The sequence below is a fragment of the Mesorhizobium neociceri genome (genome assembly GCF_013520985.1).
Lineage (GTDB): Bacteria > Pseudomonadota > Alphaproteobacteria > Rhizobiales > Rhizobiaceae > Mesorhizobium > Mesorhizobium neociceri.
The window spans coordinates 40169-57048 of sequence record NZ_JACDTY010000006.1 but is presented as its reverse complement, the minus strand read 5'-3'; the positions used below and the strand labels follow the sequence as shown (position 1 = coordinate 57048).

Below are 16880 nucleotides of genomic sequence, written 5' to 3'. Positions count from 1 at the left end.
CTACGCAACCGGCACAAAAACACCGTCGATGGCAGGATCGCCGTCGGTGCTGACCAGGCCGCGCGCCACCAGGTCTTCGAGATGGGCAAGCACCGACAAGCCGGCGGCACCATGCAGCCGCGGGTCGGTGTCCCTGTAGATCGCCTTGACCATGTCCTGGATGGTCCGGTCGCCGCTCCTGATCCGCTCCAGGATCGCCCGTTCGCGCATCTTGCGGTGGGTTTTCAAGCCGCGCATGAAGCTGCGCGGCGTGTTGACCGGGCCGCCATGGCCGGGCAGCAGCAGGCGGTCACCGCGCGCGATCAGCTTGTCGAGCGAGGCCATATAGTCGGCCATCGCGCCGTCCGGCGGCGCCACGATCGAGGTCGCCCACGCCATCACATGGTCGGCTGGAAACACGATGCCGGTGTTTTCAAGAGCAAATGCTGCATGGTTGGCGGTGTGGCCCGGCGTCAGCACGGTCCGGATCGCCCAGCCGTCGCCCTCGACCAGCGCATCGTCGGGCAATGCGACATCCGGGAGGAAAGCCGTGTCGGCGCTGGCGTCGAGCGGATTGATCTCGCCGATCCGCAACGGCCGCGCCGGGCGGTGCGGGCCTTCGGCCAGCACGGCGGCACCGGTGTGCGCTTTCAGCCGGGCGGCCAGCGGAGAATGGTCGCGATGCGTGTGGCTGACGAAAATGTGGCTCACCGGCCGGTTTGCGATCACATTCAGCAACGTCTGCAAATGCGCCTCGTCGTCGGGGCCCGGGTCGATCACCGCCAGTGTGTCGCGGCCGATGACGTAGCTGTTGGTGCCGTGAAAGGTGAACGGGCTGGGATTTTTGGCGGTGATGCGCAAGACGTCCGGCGCAACGGTGACGCCTTGGCCATAGGCCGGATCGAAGCTGGTGTCGAATTTGAGCGCCATGGCGGTGTCGTTGAGCTCCGGTCAAGGGAACGGCAAAAGCGATTGCCGCATAGCACGGAAGCCAATATAGGAAAAAGCGAGGCCGCGATCTGCGGCAATCCGGATTGGGGAAGACCATGGCACTTGCAACGACGATGCGTCCGCTTGTTTCTCTCGCTTTGCCGCAGGAGGGCGCGCTGCGTCTGGCAACCCAGCTTTTGCTGGCGATCGCCGGAACGCTGCTTTTGACCCTGTCGGCCAAGACGAAAGTCGTGCTTGGGCCGGTCGACATCTCGATGCAGACGCTGGCCGTCCTGCTGATCGCCACCGCATTTGGCCTGCGGCTTGGCGTCGCTACCTTGCTCCTCTACATGGCCGAAGGCGCCATGGGCCTCCCGGTCTTCCAGAGCACGCCTGAAAAGGGCATCGGCATCGCCTACATGATCGGCGGCACCGGTGGCTATCTCGCCGGCTTCGTCGTCATGGCGGCCATTGTTGGCTGGGCCGCCGATCGCGGCTGGGATCGCCACCCGATCAAGCTGTTCAACGCCATGCTGGTCGCTGAAATCGTCATGATGGCCATGGGCTTTGCCTGGCTGGCCACCCTCATCGGCGTGGAAAAGTCCTGGCAGTTCGGTGTCCTGCCGTTCATCCTCGGCGACCTGATCAAGGTGGCGCTCGCCGCCAGCCTGGTGCCGGCAGTATGGTCGCTGCTGCCCAAGCAACCCTGAAAATCGCTTGAACGCAAATGAGCCGGCGGGTGCGAGCCCGCCGGCTTTTTGTTGACACGCGTCACCAGGACGGCGCGAAGCCGGTTTGCCAGATTGCCACGCTCATTGCATCGCCAGCCTGCGGCCGGTCGGTCAACAGCTTGTGGCCAGTCGGGCAAATTGCCGCGAGGTGGCAGATGCGGGTCAATTCGGTGCTGATCCACGACCGAGATTGAATTGACAAGCCTGAGCGCGAAACCTAAGCACGGTCAACTTGATTTCGGGCGGGGGCCTGGCAATTCAAGGAGAGCTTGTTGAAAGGTATCATCCTTGCGGGAGGCAGCGGGACGCGTCTTTATCCCCTAACATTAGCGATCTCTAAGCAAATTCTGCCGATATACGACAAGCCGATGATCTATTATCCGTTGAGCGTCTTGATGCTCGCGGGGATCCGACAGATTCTGATCATTTCAACACCACGCGACTTGCCGGTTTTTCGCGAGTTGCTGGGTGACGGTTCGGAATTCGGGCTCGAATTGTCCTATGCCGAACAGCCGCAGCCCAACGGGCTTGCCGAAGCTTTCGTCATCGGCCGCGACTTCATCGGCAAGGACAATGTGTCGATGATCCTCGGCGACAACATCTATTTCGGCGAGGGCCTGTCGCAGCTCTGCCGTGCGGCTGCGCAGCGTGAAAGCGGCGCTTCGGTGTTCGCCTACCATGTCGAGGATCCGCAGCGCTATGGCGTGGTGTCGTTCGACAAGCTCAGCGGCACCGCTTTGACGATCGAGGAAAAGCCGGAAAAGCCGAAGTCCAACTGGGCGGTCACCGGCCTCTATTTCTACGATAACGAGGTCGTCGACATCGCTTCGACGATCAAGCCCTCGGCGCGCGGAGAACTCGAGATCACGTCGGTCAACAACGTCTATCTCGAGCGTGGGCAGCTGCATGTGCATCAGCTCGGCCGTGGCTATGCCTGGCTCGACACCGGTACGCATGACAGTCTGCATGAAGCCTCTTCCTTCGTGCGCACCATCGAGCACCGCCAGGGCATCAAGGTTGCCTGTCCTGAAGAAATCGCTTTCGAGCAGGGCTGGCTGACCGCCGACAAGGTGCTTGAGCGCGCCACGCGCCTGGGCAAGAATGAATACGCCGCCTATCTGCGCCGGCGTGTCGCCGAACTGACGGAGAATTAGAGTGGACGTCAGGCAGCTCGGTCTCGACGGCGTGCTGGAGATCGTGCCGAAGCGGCACGGCGATGCGCGCGGCTATTTCATCGAGACCTGGAATGCCGAGCGCTTTGCCGAGGCCGGCATCGATCTGCGTTTCGTCCAGGACAATCACTCCTATTCGGCGGCAGCGGGCGTCTTGCGCGGTCTCCACTATCAGCTTGCGCCGCGCGCGCAGGACAAGCTGCTGCGTGTGATCAGAGGCAGGATCCTCGACGTCGCGGTTGACATTCGCCGCAGCTCGAAAACCTTCGGCAAGTGGGTGGCGCTCGAAATATCGGCCGAGAAAGGCAATCAGATCCTGGTGCCGAAGGGTTTCGCGCACGGCTTCGTCACGCTCGTGCCGGACACCGAGGTTCTGTATAAGGTCACCGACACCTATTCGCCGGCGCATGACCGCTCGATCCGTTTCGACGATCCCGACATCGGCATCGATTGGCCGTCGCCAGCCGGCGCCTTCGAGCTCTCGGCCAAGGACCTCAAGGCGCCGACGCTTGCCACTGCCGAGGTGTTCGCATGACGCGCGACGATGTAAGGAGAGCGCCATGAATTTTCTGGTGACAGGCGGTGCCGGCTTCATTGGCTCGGCGGTGTGCCGGCATTTGTGCGCCAATCCGGCCTACCATGTGACCAATCTCGACAAGCTCACCTATGCCGGCAATCTCGCCTCGCTGCGCACGATCGAGAATGCGCACAATTATAAGTTTGCGCAGGCCGACATCTGTGACGAGCGCGCGGTTCTCGACATCCTTCAACGCGACGAGATCGACATCGTCATGAATCTCGCCGCCGAAAGCCATGTCGACCGCTCGATCGACGGACCCGGCGCCTTTATCGAGACCAACATCGTCGGCACCTACCGGGTGCTGAATTCGGCGCTCGAATATTGGCGCGGCCTTGGCGAGGACAGGAAAGCCCGCTTCCGCTTCCACCATGTCTCGACCGACGAGGTGTTCGGCGATCTGCCCTTCGACGGCGGCATGTTCGTCGAGGAAACGCCTTACGCGCCGTCCTCGCCCTATTCCGCCTCGAAGGCGGCGTCCGACCATCTGGTGCGGGCCTGGCACGAGACCTACGGCCTGCCGGTCGTGCTCTCCAACTGCTCGAACAATTACGGGCCCTATCACTTTCCCGAAAAGCTGATCCCTCTGGTGATCCTCAACGCGCTCGACGAAAAGCCGCTGCCGGTCTACGGCGCCGGCGCCAATGTGCGTGACTGGCTGTTCGTCGAGGATCATGCCCGCGCCCTGGAGCTGGTCGCCACCAAGGGCCAGCCGGGCGAGAGCTACAATGTCGGCGGCAATTCCGAACGCACCAATCTTGGCGTCGTCGAGACGATCTGCGGCCTGCTCGACATCAGGCGTCCGCGCAGCCGCGGCAGGCGCTACCGCGATCTGATCAGCTTCGTCACCGATCGCCCCGGCCACGACCGCCGCTATGCTATCGATGCCTCCAAGATCAGCCGGGATCTCGGCTGGGCGCCGGCGGAGAGTTTCGACAGCGGCCTGGCAAGGACGGTCGACTGGTTCCTCGATAACAAATGGTGGTGGGGGCCGATCCGCGAGCAGCGCTACGCCGGCGAGCGGCTAGGCCAAGTCCAGTCCCGGGGCCAGGTTGAAGGCAGGAAGGGCGCCGCGTGAGGCTGGTTGTCACCGGACGCGACGGTCAGGTCGCCACCAGCCTGCTGGAGGCCGGGAAGGCGCGCGATGGCATCGAGGTCGTCGCCGTCGGCCGGCCGGCGCTCGACCTCACGCAGCCCGACACGGTGTTCCAAGCGCTCGCGGCCGCACGGCCGGATATCGTGGTGTCGGCTGCCGCCTACACTGCGGTCGACCAGGCCGAGGACGAGCCCGACCTTGCCTTTGCGGTGAACGCCGTCGGCGCCGGCAAGGTCGCCGAAGCGGCGGCACAGCTCGGCGTGCCCGTCATCCATCTTTCGACCGACTATGTCTTCGACGGTTCGAAGGACGGCGCCTATGTCGAGACCGACGCGACCGCGCCGCTCGGCGTCTACGGCGCCTCCAAGCTTGCCGGCGAACTGGCGGTTGCGGCCGCCAATCCGCGCCACCTGATCCTGCGCACCGCCTGGGTCTACAGCCCGTTCGGCAGGAATTTCGTCAAGACCATGCTGAGGCTGGCCGGCGACCGCGACGAGATCGCTGTCGTCGCCGACCAATGGGGAAATCCAACCTCCGCACTTGATATCGCCGATGCAATCCTGCATGCGGCGGCGATGTTGCGAGACGACGAGGCGTTTGACGGCTACGGCATCTATCATCTGGCCGGCACCGGCGAGACCAGCTGGAGCGGCTTTGCCCGTCACATACTCGACACGAGCGCGCGGTACGGCGGGCCTACAGCGCGGGTGCGCGACATTGCGACCAGCGACTATCCGACCAAGGCAAAGCGTCCAGCGAATTCGCGGCTGTCGAGCGCGAAGTTTGAAGGCGCGTTCGGATGGCAGGCGCCGGAGTGGCGGGAGGCGAGTCACGAGGTAGTTGAGCGGTTGACGGCCCGTTAGCACGAACCATCTCATTGCAGTGTCAGACCGCGACGATACGAGCGGCGACCTGCACAAGTTACAATGATCCGCCTTGGAGTGCTTGCGAATGAAAGACGCCAACCACGGACCACGCGTCGTCGGCAAAAATTACCTGGAAACGATCGCCAATATTCATACAGTCCTAACGCCACGATCCTATTTCGAAGTTGGCGTCCAGTTTGGAAACACTCTTGAGCTGGCCAAGTGTGAAACGGTAGCGGTCGATCCCTACTTTGTCTGTGCAAAGAACATTATTGGTCGCAAGCCCCGCTGTTTTCTCTATCAGCAGACCAGCGACGGCTTTTTCAAGGAAACGCGTCCGAGTAAGGTTCTGGGGAAGCCTGTAGATTTGGCTTTTCTAGATGGCATGCATCTGTTCGAGTTCCTCTTGCGCGATTTCATCAACACCGAACGAGAGTGTGCGAAAGACTCAATCATTCTCATGCATGATTGTCTCCCTCCCGGCTACAAGATGACCATCAGGGATATGAAAACGGCGATCGAACCTACTGACAACAACTTTCCGGGGTGGTGGGCAGGTGACGTATGGAAGATGGTCCCCACCCTGCTGAAGTATCGTCCCGATCTATCTGTGACTGTTACGGACTGCGCGCCGACCGGGTTAGTCGTCGTTACAAATCTCAACCCCGAGAGCACGGTTCTGCGGGACGCCTACGATGAGATCTTGAAGACATTCAGGGCTGACAGTCGGGATGAGTATGACGACTATTGGAAGTCGGTCAAAATCGTTCGTGAAACGGCGCTCAATATCGCGGCAAGGCACCGACCGTTCGCCTGATGTGGAAGGACTATGGTCGACCAGGTGCCGGGTTGATCTCGTTTGCCGCCGCGCGCCCGCTCCGATAGGTGGAAAGATCGCGACAGCCGATTGACTCTGCGACGCTGTCACAGCAAGTAGGTTTTCACTTTTCCGTTATCCGGACGGGATGCCTGCATGCTACCTGCTCTATTCCTTCATATTCAGAAGACCGCCGGATCGTCCGTGCTTGCAAAGGCATTCGAGCTGTACGGTCGAGCAAATTGCTGCATGCACGGCGACTATGTCAGCCGCACACCGGAACAACTCGAACCCTTGATGATGGTATCCGGCCATTTCGGTTTCGATTACGCTGAACGCTTCATGCCGGGACGCTACAGCTTCACCTTCCTCCGGGATCCCGTCGAACGGCTGCTTTCATTTTACAGCTACTGCCGTGGCAGGACGAGAGATGAGGATGAAGTTAATACGTTGGCACATGACAACGATGCTGAAACGTTCTTTCGAGCAGGAGAAACCGCAAGCTCCAAGTTCGCTTCGCACATGTGGAATCATCAAGCATGCCAACTGGCATCGGGCTGGGGCGCCTCGTTGGTCGGCAAGGCTGATATCGCACCAAGCGGGTTGCCGCCGGACGAGATTCTCGATCGGGCCAAAGCCAACCTTGCTCGCTTCGATTACATTGGGCTGGTGGAGAATTTCGAGGCCGACAACGCCGCAATTTTCGCCGCGCTTGGCGATACATCGCCGGACGTTTTCCGGATCAACGCGGCGCCGATCCGAACGATGCGAGAAGAACTGCCGTCATCGACCCTGGAACTGTTGGCGACGTTGACCGAGATCGATCAGCAACTCTACGACTGGGCGGTCCGACGGCGGGCGTCGGCGTATCAAACCCACAGAGATGGAACTGCGGCAGTTGCAGAATACAGATACGGCGTGCTTCACGCCCTGGCCAGCGTGAAGCAACGTTGGCTTCGAGGATGATCGAAACGAACCTCTCTTTCGATGTGCCAGCCTGTCGATCCCGCCATAAACTCAATGTCGGCGACCTTATAGTGATACGGGTCCGCGTCACCGTAAGTGGTTATGCCGCCTCTCGGATGTGAGATAGGGCGCCACAATGGCAGGCCATCATCACACACAAAAAAAGTCGCGAAGAGCCTACCGTCGGTCTTCATCACCGGTCGAAGTTTCTCAAGGCAAGTCCGGATGAGGTTGATTGGCAGGTGCGTGAACAGCGACAAGGCCAAGGCGTAGTCAAAATCGCGCTGACTAATCATCGAGAGGCCTTGCTGGGCTCATTTATCGCCTGATCGATGTGGTCCATAACCATTTGTACGTCGACTTTGGACTGCATGGCATAGGTCTTTGCCTGCCACGCTTCGGAGGAGCCATTAGAGTCACATAATATGACGTTGTAGTGGAACTTCTTCAGGGCGCAGATACGGCTGATCCATAATTCGACTACTCCGCCGCCGGCACCCCAGAAATTGATCCAGGCGTCGGGCATCAAGTCGAAAACCACCGTTCCCACCTTCGACCACATCAAGTTGGCAAAGGCGGACCCATGCGCTCCGACGATAATTTCGGCATCGGTGAAAAGGTCGATCTGGTCCGAATAGGCCAGCGCGGCCGGATCGATGACCTTGAAACCACGCTTGACCAGCGCAGCCCGAAGCTCGGCTTCATTGGTTATCGTCCTGCCGGAATTTGCGGTTGCGCTTGAACGTCCGAGATATATCCGCCTGGCGGGATAGTCTTGAACCGTCGGGGGAGACACGAGCGTTCGCGACATCAGATCGGCTGTTTCCGGATGCGGGAAGAACGTGGTGAACGTGGTCAGAGCGTTAGAGACGATGGCCGAACGGAACCTGTAGGCTGCGGTGTTGGCCGCGTCGAGGATAAGAAAGTGGTGTGGAAGGAAGCCCCAGACCGACAGCATCTTGATCAACCATTTTGGTGCTTTGGTCGACAGGACAACCCGCAACCGCTCAGCAATGATCTCATCGCGAAACGCCAACAATTGTGGGATTACATCAAAGACTACATGGCCAAACGCTTGGGAGCGATGCATGGGAATGATCACGTCCGCATCGATCTCGGTCGCTGTTTTGGCCTTCAGATGCGCGCCCGCATCGTCTTCGACCAAATATTGAAGGTCTATGTCCCTCGGCCTGAAATAGCGGTAGATGCGCATCGTTTCGGCGATGACCTGGTTGTTCTGCGTGACGAGAGCCACGGCGATCGGATGCGCCACACAATTGTGAAACCGACCGAACCGCAATGGCGCTGCTTCATAGGGAACCCCCTTCAGCATGCGAGCGAATTCGTCGCCATTGACCACGCCTTTCGCGACATGCAGCCGCGGAGTTAGTTCCGCCTCGACGTTGCAGGGAGAAAACGCGGTCCAAACGCAATCCTCGTTCGAGGTGAGCATTTCTTGTTTGCTCGACGCCACCCTGCCAATGGATTCGAGCGAAACCTCTCGGACATCCTGTTCTGTCAATCGGTAACGACTAGAGGCAACCGCAGCCTGGTCCAGGAGATCAGCGACTACATCGTTTTTTTTTTGCGCCGGCTCACCTGCGGCGGACGGATTAACCAAACGTTTCGCGGCACGATAGGCAAAGCGGGCTGCCTTGAACATCATTGGCCTGTCGTAAAGCCGGTGCGCCACCCGGAACTTCAGAGGCACCTTGATCGAACCGGGTTCAGGCATCGTCAGAACTGCCGCGCTGGTCGTCGTCAGCTTCGACCGGGGTTCCTCGGCCGCGCGGGCGCCCGGCGCCTCATGAGCGCCTCTCGCCGCAGTTTCCGCGATTTCGCGATGCGCCGCAGGAGCAGGTTCACTCCCGGACTGCAAGCGGCTGGCTTCCTGCTTGAGCAAAGTCACCTTGCCATCGAGGTCGGCGACCTCCCGGATTTTCGCGCCACGGAGCTTTGCGATTTCGGCGTCCCTGGCTTCCTCCGGGATCGCCGCCAATTGCTGCCTGAGTTCGAACCGCACGCGTTCCGGCGCAACGTCGTAAATATCGTCGACCACCGACGTGCCGTCCTTCACGCGAAGCGTCGCCTCCAGGAAACCCCGGCCGTGCACCCGGTCAGGCTCAAGATAGCACCCCTCGGCCCACTCGTTCCAAGCATTGATGAAGACCAGTTGATCGCCTTCCGCGCGATTGGCGCGCGTCAGTGAACTCGCCCCCCGTAGCCAGCGCTCGAAATTTGCAACTGTGGAGCCAAGAACGATCAGCGCGCGATTCTTTACGCGGGCCGTATTGTCCCAATCGGGGAAGACGGTACGATAGATTCGCTTCTGACTGTGATCGCGAGACAGGAAATCCCGCGCCACATTGGCATATTCCACAGCGTAGCCGCTGTATTTCTCGTATGTCGGCACAATGTCATTCACGCCATGAAATTTCATGTTGTGCGGCGGGAACTCCACGCCTGCGTCGAATTCATATTGCTCGTAGTCGTTATTGCCGTGAACGAGCGCGTTCACGATGTGAATTTCGCCGATACCCATCTTGCGACAATGCTCGCGCCAGCGCCTGCCTGCGGCCTTGGCGTCAGGAAGATGCTGTGGCCGGTAGACGACCAGCAGCGGCTTGCCGTCGACCCGCAGATAGCGAGGATCCTTGAAATAGGGAAAGAGGCTTTCGATGAAGCGCAACTCCCAATCCGGGCCATAGGTCTGAGCGATCAGAACCTCATGCTCGGCGGCGTCCCATCGGCGGGTCCAGTTTTCGTTCGCCCAGCACAGGCAGAAGCCTATGTCGATGCTCTTGTCGGCCAGGAAAGCATCGACCGGCTTCTCCATCAGCCGGTGGCCGTCGAACCAATAGTAGTGAAAGCAGAAAGCGTCGATCCCGTGCGCCCTGGCGACCTCTGCCTGATCGCGCATGGTGTCCAGCACGCGCAGGTCGTAATAGCCGAAATCGGTCGGATAGCGCGGCTGATTATGGCCATCGTAGAGCGGCTCCGCCTTCGCGACGTTGGTCCATTCGGTGAACCCTTTACCCCACCATTCATCGTTCTCGGGGAACGGATGGAACTGCGGCAGATAGTAGGCAACGTAACGCAGCGCCATTATCGCATGCTCAGGATCGACTTTACGACCCGGCGGCCGGTTGGGCCGAGCATGCGCCCAACCATCATTCTGAACGTCGGCCGCTGGTGTGGCGAATAGTGTGCCGGCGGGACAAACGGCAAATTCGAAGCAGGCTTGCCGATTTTCGCGGGCGCGCGATCGAGCAGGACAAACTCATTCTGCGGCGAGTTCGCCAGTTCTGCCTTCACGACCGTCTGATAGACCTGCGAATAGCCGCCGAGTTCCAGGGCGGCCCGGACTTTTTCGGGCGTTTTCCTCCAATTCTCGGCGAACTCTGTCATCTCGGGCGTCCGCACGACAAAGAGCGCGTCGACGATCTTCAGACCGGCTTGGCGGAAGAGTTGCTGAAGGTTCCTGGCGCCAAAGAAGCGGATATGCGTGCGATCGAGAAGGCCCCAGTCCCGGTAGTCGACATTGTCGTCAAGGATCATCGCTATCATCGCGGCATGATTGGCGTTGGGGATCGACGAGACCACGCTCCCCCCAGGCCGCAGATAGCGGGTGACCTCCCTCAAGGTCTCCCAGGGATTGACCAGATGCTCAAGCACATCCGCGATGACGACGATGTCGAAGCGCCGCTCACCGAAGACCTCGCCCCATCCCGGCGTGTTGAGATCGCCCTGGACCGCGTCGACGCAAAAGCCCTTCAGGATCGGAATACAGTTCGGATCATACTCGAGTGCGGTAACCCTACAGCCATTCAGCGCGATCAGGGGCTTTGCGATCGAACCCGGTCCGGCGCCGATTTCGAGGACATCCTTATCCCTGCCGACTAACCGCAACACATTTGCCGCGGCTGTGTCCGAGTTCGGGTCAACATCGAAAACGTAGATATCGGCTGATGTCTTCTGTTTTGCGCTCACTTATCCGTGCCCCGTGTATCGCCGCGAATGTTTCGGATTGGCGAAGCAAGCTTTGACAATGCTCTCGCAATTTTCCAAGACTTGCTCTCTTGCATAAGCGTTAGCTCATGCACCGCCGTCTGAAGACTCTCCGTCACGGCCGCCAATTGGCCCCTCAGATTCGAAACGTCAAGGCCTTGATTGTCGTACTTCTCGGTGAGCGATCCTAAATGCGCTTGGAGAGCTGATATCTGGCTGACATGCTTTGCGATTTCTTGCCTCGAATCTGTGAGCTGCACCGAGCGCGTTGAGAGTTCGGCATTCAAGCTCGCGATCTCACTGATCCTCGTGGCCAACTCTCTTGACTTGTCGGCGATCTCCAATCGCAGTCGATCCGCTTTTGTCCCAACCTCAACTGCCTGCACTTCCATTCGGCTCTGGTGCTCAACCATCGTCACGATCTTTGATTTCAATGCGTCGCGCTCCGTGCCGAGTTGATCTACTTGAGACATCAGCGCCCGGACATTGCCGACCAGTCTTAACTCTGTAGCGGCGTAATCGGTTGCCGGCGCGAGGCGCGCCTTGGCCTCACGCGCCCGCAACTCGGCAAACATGACTTGGCCAGCCGGCAGCCAACGGTCCTCAAATTCGTCATAGATAGCATCAAGTTCGGCGGTCGCTGCTGGCGAAGACGCGTCTTCCTCGAGGTCGAGCATGGCGACATAGGCTCGCTTGGCCAGATCCGGCACGCCATCATTAGCCATGAGCAAGTCGACGCCAGCCAGATGGTGCTGGTGCTCAGTCGACAGATAAGCTGCAATTTCTTTCTCGACAGAGCTAATCTTGCGCGGCCATTCGATGGAAAATCGTTGTGAGATCTTCTCCAGGGCAGGTCCGAAATCTCGAACCATCGATTCGTACGACAAGAAGACACGAGGTGAATTCCTAGTACTTCTCTCGGAGGCCAGAACGTAGTTCAGCCAAACGAGGGAGGCGAACCCCGGATCCATTCCATCGCGCTTCGCCAGCGATTTGGCGACCGACAGCGGATTGCGTGTGATCATTACATAATCGGTCTTGTACCTGAGCGATGTAAGCAGTTCTTGATAGACTGGTACAATGCGCGAAATCCGCGGCTCCTTGAGTACAACCATTGGCATGCCGCCATATTCGCCATCGAGTAGGCGAGCGATCTCGTCGCGGTAGAATCTGAGCCGGCTTGCCGACAGTTCCTCGACCCGGACCGGCCTCCAGTCGTCCCAGCGGCTACCGAGTTCGAGCAAGAGCTGTTCGTTCAGCAGGGCCAGATGCAATGGTTCCCAATAACCTGTCCGGTTGCTTTCGTCGGCGGGAATCAAATTCTTTGGTAGGGCAACACCCAGCAGTTGAAGCACGCCGGCCAACGCGCTGGTACCGGACCGATGCATGCCAAGAACCATCAAGCAGGTGCGCTCGCCCTGGCCTTCTCGCTTTGCCTTTGGACCCTTCTTTGTCGTCGCGGCAATCACCATAATTCCGTCCATGGGTGGGCAAGCCACAGGGTTGGCTTCTGCGATCATGAGCCTTGCCTGTACCCTACGCTGGTTTTGGAAGCTGTAGCCGTGTCAACATGTGTCTGAAGGCCGCCTCAATCTGGAAATGGTCAGCGCGCCATCATGTCGCGACATGTTGTGACTATAATGTGGCGCACCCGCGCGCCACCTCCGGTCCAGCTTATGGAGGCCTGTCGGTAAAATTTATCTTGGTCGCGACAAAACAGTTTTTTCAGTTCGAGAGCGTTTGATTGGCTTCGTCGTGAGGGATTCCACTTGACCGCTTTTGAGCGTCAGTTTTTTTGTGCATACGCTTTCGATAAGGCTCTCATTGTGGCTCGCCAGAACGATGATGCCTGCCTTTTCCGCGAGCTCATCCATGCGCCTTTTGGCCTTGTCCTGAAATGAGGCGTCACCGGCGCCGATCCATTCATCCATCAGCAGGATCTCAGGGTCCAGCGACGTTGCCATCGAAAATGCCAGCCGCGCGGCCATGCCCTGGCTGTAGGACTTGAACGGCAGGTCGATGAAGTCGCCCAACTCGCTGAAGGCAATGATCTCCTCCATTTTTTCCTCGATCTCGGATTCCGTCCATCCGCTGATCAATCCACGCAACACGATGTTCCTGCGTCCCGTGGCCTCGCGACGAAAGCCGATGTTGATGTTGAACAGGGCATCGACCTTGCCTTCGATGGCAATGCTCCCCCCGGATGGCTCGTAGATCCCGTAGAGCACCTTGAGAAGGGTGGTCTTGCCGGCGCCGTTTGGGCCGACCAGGCCCAATCGGTCGCCCGCCTTGAGTTCGAAACTGATGCCGTCGAGAGCCTGCACGAATTGCTTTCTGCCTGAGCCTTCAATTCTGCCGCCTGGCCCGGCCACGCGCCGATCTGGCGCGGAAAGCGTCACCTTCTCGTGCAGTCTGTAGACCAGACTAATATTATGCAGCTTGATGGAAACCATCGAAAACTCAAATTAAGAAGACGACTTGCTTGCGATATCGGCCCAGCAGCAGCAATGCAATCGCCCATACAGCGAGTGATATGATGCCGGTTACAGCGAAAGCGTGCATGGGCAATTCGCCGCTGATGATCGGCACTCGCACGATCTCCAGGAAATAGGTGAACGGGTTCCAGTGGTAGGCGTATTTTTGAACGCCGTCTTGCCCGTTGTATACCCAGAACACTGGCGTGAAAAACATACCGACCCGCATCATGTTGCCGACAATGAACTCGCTGTCTGGAAAGAAAGCGCCGAGAAAGGCGAAGACTGTGATAACGGCCGGGGTGGCCAGCAGGATCATGAAGAGCCCCGCGAGCGACCACAGCCATGCAGCATTGAGCGCCGAGCCGCTCAGGAGCAAAATGACAATACAACCCGCGATTGCATAGCCCGCGCGGATAATAGACTGCAGCGCCATGCGCATCACATACACAAACAACGGCAGCGTCGTGCCTTCTATGAAACTTTCTTCGCGCTGAAAGAGCGACACGCTCAGGGAAATGATTTCCGTCAAATAGAACCACACCAGAAGCCCGATGGCGACATAGGCAGAATAGCCCGCAGCGTCATTGCCGGCGGGCTGGAACACGAAAACGAATGTGCCCATCAACGCAACATAGTTGACCAGCAGCCAAAGGGGGCCGAGCGTCGTGCGTCTGTGCTGATCGCCGATGTCTTCCCGGGCAAGCGCAACCCACACCCGATGCAGCCTCATGGCCTTTGAGATATCGTCGACAGCGCCGTTTAGTGCCGCAATCATCGTTTCCAGTGTCGCAGTCTTTTGTTGTATTGCATCATACCCTATGGCGATGGGACAGCCAAAGTCGCCCTTCATAGCCATGCCGACGCATATTTAGCAACGCATCTTGTCGCGTTGGAGCTGCGACAAGATGCGTTTCCTTTTTGGCAGCGGTTAGGATTCTGGAGGATTGACATGTCCTGCCAGCCCGTCGACGGGGAGATCCAGGACAGGGGTCGGTGTGGGAGATACAGTCGTGACAAAGAAGTAGCCTTGGCATGAGAGATGCATTGGACCAGCCTGTGTTGGGCTTCATTGTTGGTGGCGTGCAGAAATCCGGCACCACCAGCCTGTTCGGCTATCTCAGGCAACACCCGCAGCTGGCGACGCCGTCCGTCAAGGAGATGCATTTCTTTGACGACGAGACGCAGGACTGGTCAGCGCCGGATTATCGCAAGTTGGGAAGCTTTTTTTCCGAAGATGCCGGGAGAGGCATCGGATTTGACGTGACCCCGATATATCTCTTCTGGCCGCCATCGTTGGAAAGGATAAAGCGATACAATCCCGGAATGAAACTGGTCTTCATTTTTCGCGATCCGATCGAGCGAGCCTGGTCGCAATGGCGCATGGAGACGGGCAACCGATCGGAGCATCTGCCTTTTCACCTGGCGATCCGACAAGGCCGCTGGCGGCTCAAGGGGCTGGATCAGACCGATCCGGCGTGGCGTGTGTATAGCTATGTCGAACGGGGCTTTTACGCACGCCAGCTACGCCGGCTGTTTGCCTTGTTCCCAAGGGAGAACGTTCTGCTCCTGCGTTCACTTGATCTGCTGAGGGATCATCAAGCTACGCTGGATGCCGTTTCCCGTTTCCTCTCCATCCAACCGTTTCCTCCGCTTGCTGCGCGAACCGATCATCTGGGGAGACGATGCGAGAACGAACTTCGGCCGGAGGATGTAACCTATTTGCGCGAGATTTTTTACGATGACACCGCCGAATTCTCCAGACTTTCGGGGCTTTCGGTTTCCGACTGGCCGACCATGGATCAGAGCAGGGCGGTAGAAGGCTAATGGAGCGACCCAACATCCTCTTCATCGTGGCTGACGACCTCAATTCCTGGATTGCGCCATTGGGCCGCCATCCGGACGTCAAGACGCCTGCAATCGACCAGCTCGCATCGCGTGGAACGACGTTCCTGCGGGCCTACTGCACGGCGCCTTATTGCAATGCCAGCCGGATGTCCGTGTTCACCGGATGTCTGCCGACGACAACGGGTGTCTACCAGAACGAGCCATTCTGGGAGGCGCCGCTGCGCAAGGTCACGCTGCTCGAGCACCTGCGCGAGGCCGGGTATTTCTGCATGGGTGCGGGGAAAGTGTTCCATGGCAGCTTCGACTACGCCGATGCGGGGCGCAACAGGACGCTGTCGGCAAGATGGAGCGACATCGAGAACCGCCCAGCCATGTGGGACGAATTCCATACGACCGCCGCCGAGCCGATGCCGCTGCATCGGCCGCTCAACCGCATGTTTGATTTTGATGATTTCCAGAATGTAGCGTCGATGAATCATCACTTCGACTGGGGCGCCATCGAGCCAGCCCGCGAGCCGGAGATGCCCGATTTCAAGACCGCCGACGCGGTTTGCGCCTTCCTCGAAAAACCGCACCAGCAGCCGTTCTTTTGCGCGACGGGTTTCTACAAGCCGCATTTGCCCTGGTACGTTCCGGAGCGATTCCTCGATCTTTATCCTCTCGACAAGGTCAGCCTGCCCTTTGTCAAAAATGATGACCTCGACGACGTTCCCGCCATCGCAAAGGCTTGGGCTCTCTCGCCGCCGGATCACGAAACCGTGTTGAAGCATGGGCAATGGCGCAACGCCGTACAGGGCTATCTCGGCGCCATCTCCTACTGCGACAGCCAGATCGGACGCGTGCTTGCCGCCTTGGATGCTTCGCCCGCCGCCGACAATACGATCGTGGTCCTTTGGGGAGACAACGGATTCCACCTTGGCGAAAAGCTGCACTGGCGAAAATTCGTGCTGTGGGAGGAGGCAACGCGCGTCCCTTTCATTCTGTTGCCGCCACGAGGCATGGCGACGTCGGCTCGCGTCGAACAGCCGGTCAGTCTGGTCGACCTGTTCCCCACGCTTCTGGATCTTTGCGGGCTCGAGCCACCGGCGGACATTGACGGCCGTTCACTCATGCCTTTGGCGCGGGGCGGTGAGATGGAAGACCATTGCGCCATCATGACATGGTTGCGCGGCAATCATTCCGTGCGGTCAAGCCGCTGGCGCTACACCCGCTACTCCGATTTGTCCGAAGAACTCTATGATTTGAGCGCCGACCCCTATGAGTGGAACAATCTGATCGGTGACGCTCGCTTTGAGAAAACGCGTCTGGATCTTGGCGCACGCCTCCCATCTGACCGGCGAGATTGACGGCCAGCTGAGGGCATTTCCAAAAAAATATCTGGCGATGACCGTGACTCCACGCTATGCGATACAAAGC

The 16880-nt window shown here is 59.0% G+C and carries 15 protein-coding genes; 9 read left to right on the top strand and 6 right to left on the bottom strand.

The genetic code is table 11. The features are described 5' to 3' along the window. A complete protein-coding gene (locus H0241_RS14130) occupies nt 1–909 on the bottom strand; it encodes an MBL fold metallo-hydrolase (protein ID WP_181058281.1) in 909 nt (302 codons plus the stop codon). Between the two features lie 116 nt (nt 910–1025). Here H0241_RS14130 and H0241_RS14125 point away from each other — a divergent pair, with 116 nt between their 5' ends. The 7 genes from H0241_RS14125 to H0241_RS14095 all read left to right on the top strand — a co-directional run bounded on the left by H0241_RS14125 (nt 1026) and on the right by H0241_RS14095 (nt 7134). Then, nucleotides 1026–1619, top strand: coding sequence for a biotin transporter BioY (locus H0241_RS14125; RefSeq protein ID WP_181058280.1), 594 nt, complete (start codon nt 1026–1028; stop codon nt 1617–1619). 293 nt (nt 1620–1912) lie between these two features. Further along, nucleotides 1913–2794, top strand: coding sequence for a glucose-1-phosphate thymidylyltransferase RfbA (gene rfbA, locus H0241_RS14120; RefSeq protein ID WP_181058279.1), 882 nt, complete (start codon nt 1913–1915; stop codon nt 2792–2794). A 1-nt stretch (nt 2795) separates the two neighbouring features. Continuing rightward, on the top strand, nt 2796–3347 hold the full coding sequence (gene rfbC / locus H0241_RS14115) for a dTDP-4-dehydrorhamnose 3,5-epimerase (RefSeq protein ID WP_181058278.1): 552 nt from the start codon (nt 2796–2798) through the stop codon (nt 3345–3347). A 25-nt stretch (nt 3348–3372) separates the two neighbouring features. Further along, nucleotides 3373–4467, top strand: coding sequence for a dTDP-glucose 4,6-dehydratase (gene rfbB, locus H0241_RS14110; protein WP_181058277.1), 1095 nt, complete (start codon nt 3373–3375; stop codon nt 4465–4467). Beyond that, entirely contained in the window at nt 4464–5348 is an 885-nt protein-coding gene (gene rfbD / locus H0241_RS14105) for a dTDP-4-dehydrorhamnose reductase (RefSeq protein WP_181058276.1), read from the top strand. Before rfbB ends, rfbD begins: the two co-directional genes overlap by 4 nt. Before the next feature lie 88 nt (nt 5349–5436). Next, on the top strand, nt 5437–6168 hold the full coding sequence (locus H0241_RS14100; protein WP_181058275.1) for a class I SAM-dependent methyltransferase: 732 nt from the start codon (nt 5437–5439) through the stop codon (nt 6166–6168). A 156-nt stretch (nt 6169–6324) separates the two neighbouring features. After that, the gene (locus H0241_RS14095) at nt 6325–7134 is read left to right on the top strand and encodes a sulfotransferase family 2 domain-containing protein (protein ID WP_181058274.1); all 810 of its coding nucleotides are present in this window, start codon (nt 6325–6327) and stop codon (nt 7132–7134) included. 292 nt (nt 7135–7426) lie between these two features. On the opposite strand, the gene H0241_RS14090 is transcribed toward H0241_RS14095, so the two are convergent. The 5 genes from H0241_RS14090 to H0241_RS14070 all read right to left on the bottom strand — a co-directional run bounded on the left by H0241_RS14090 (nt 7427) and on the right by H0241_RS14070 (nt 14475). Next, nucleotides 7427–10240, bottom strand: coding sequence for a glycoside hydrolase family 99-like domain-containing protein (locus H0241_RS14090; protein ID WP_181058273.1), 2814 nt, complete (start codon nt 10238–10240; stop codon nt 7427–7429). Beyond that, nucleotides 10240–11124, bottom strand: coding sequence for a class I SAM-dependent methyltransferase (locus tag H0241_RS14085; RefSeq protein ID WP_181058272.1), 885 nt, complete (start codon nt 11122–11124; stop codon nt 10240–10242). Before H0241_RS14085 ends, H0241_RS14090 begins: the two co-directional genes overlap by 1 nt. After that, nucleotides 11121–12662, bottom strand: coding sequence for a sulfotransferase family protein (locus H0241_RS14080; protein WP_181058271.1), 1542 nt, complete (start codon nt 12660–12662; stop codon nt 11121–11123). The genes H0241_RS14085 and H0241_RS14080 overlap by 4 nt, the downstream gene beginning before the upstream one ends. A 177-nt stretch (nt 12663–12839) precedes the next feature. Further along, entirely contained in the window at nt 12840–13595 is a 756-nt protein-coding gene (locus H0241_RS14075) for an ABC transporter ATP-binding protein (protein WP_181058270.1), read from the bottom strand. 7 nt (nt 13596–13602) lie between these two features. Further along, nucleotides 13603–14475 (bottom strand): ABC transporter permease, encoded by an 873-nt coding sequence (locus tag H0241_RS14070; protein WP_235984280.1) that lies wholly within the window; start codon nt 14473–14475, stop codon nt 13603–13605. 188 nt (nt 14476–14663) lie between these two features. On the opposite strand from H0241_RS14070, the gene H0241_RS14065 reads away from it, so the two are divergent. Then, nucleotides 14664–15443 carry a sulfotransferase family protein gene (locus H0241_RS14065; RefSeq protein ID WP_181058269.1) on the top strand — a complete coding sequence of 260 codons (780 nt, stop codon included), beginning with the start codon at nt 14664–14666 and terminating at the stop codon, nt 15441–15443. After that, entirely contained in the window at nt 15443–16810 is a 1368-nt protein-coding gene (locus H0241_RS14060) for a sulfatase (protein WP_181058268.1), read from the top strand. The genes H0241_RS14065 and H0241_RS14060 overlap by 1 nt, the downstream gene beginning before the upstream one ends. Nucleotides 16811–16880 lie beyond the last annotated feature (70 nt).

Coding starts and splice junctions, on each gene's coding strand:
- H0241_RS14100 (WP_181058275.1), top strand. CDS start 5,437: ATGAAAGACGCCAACCACGGACCACGCGTCGTCGGCAAAAATTACCTG.
- H0241_RS14060 (WP_181058268.1), top strand. CDS start 15,443: ATGGAGCGACCCAACATCCTCTTCATCGTGGCTGACGACCTCAATTCC.
- H0241_RS14130 (WP_181058281.1), bottom strand. CDS start 909: ATGGCGCTCAAATTCGACACCAGCTTCGATCCGGCCTATGGCCAAGGC.
- H0241_RS14070 (WP_235984280.1), bottom strand. CDS start 14,475: ATGGCTATGAAGGGCGACTTTGGCTGTCCCATCGCCATAGGGTATGAT.
- H0241_RS14095 (WP_181058274.1), top strand. CDS start 6,325: ATGCTACCTGCTCTATTCCTTCATATTCAGAAGACCGCCGGATCGTCC.
- H0241_RS14090 (WP_181058273.1), bottom strand. CDS start 10,240: ATGGCGCTGCGTTACGTTGCCTACTATCTGCCGCAGTTCCATCCGTTC.
- H0241_RS14125 (WP_181058280.1), top strand. CDS start 1,026: ATGGCACTTGCAACGACGATGCGTCCGCTTGTTTCTCTCGCTTTGCCG.
- H0241_RS14075 (WP_181058270.1), bottom strand. CDS start 13,595: ATGGTTTCCATCAAGCTGCATAATATTAGTCTGGTCTACAGACTGCAC.
- rfbB (WP_181058277.1), top strand. CDS start 3,373: ATGAATTTTCTGGTGACAGGCGGTGCCGGCTTCATTGGCTCGGCGGTG.
- H0241_RS14080 (WP_181058271.1), bottom strand. CDS start 12,662: ATGATCGCAGAAGCCAACCCTGTGGCTTGCCCACCCATGGACGGAATT.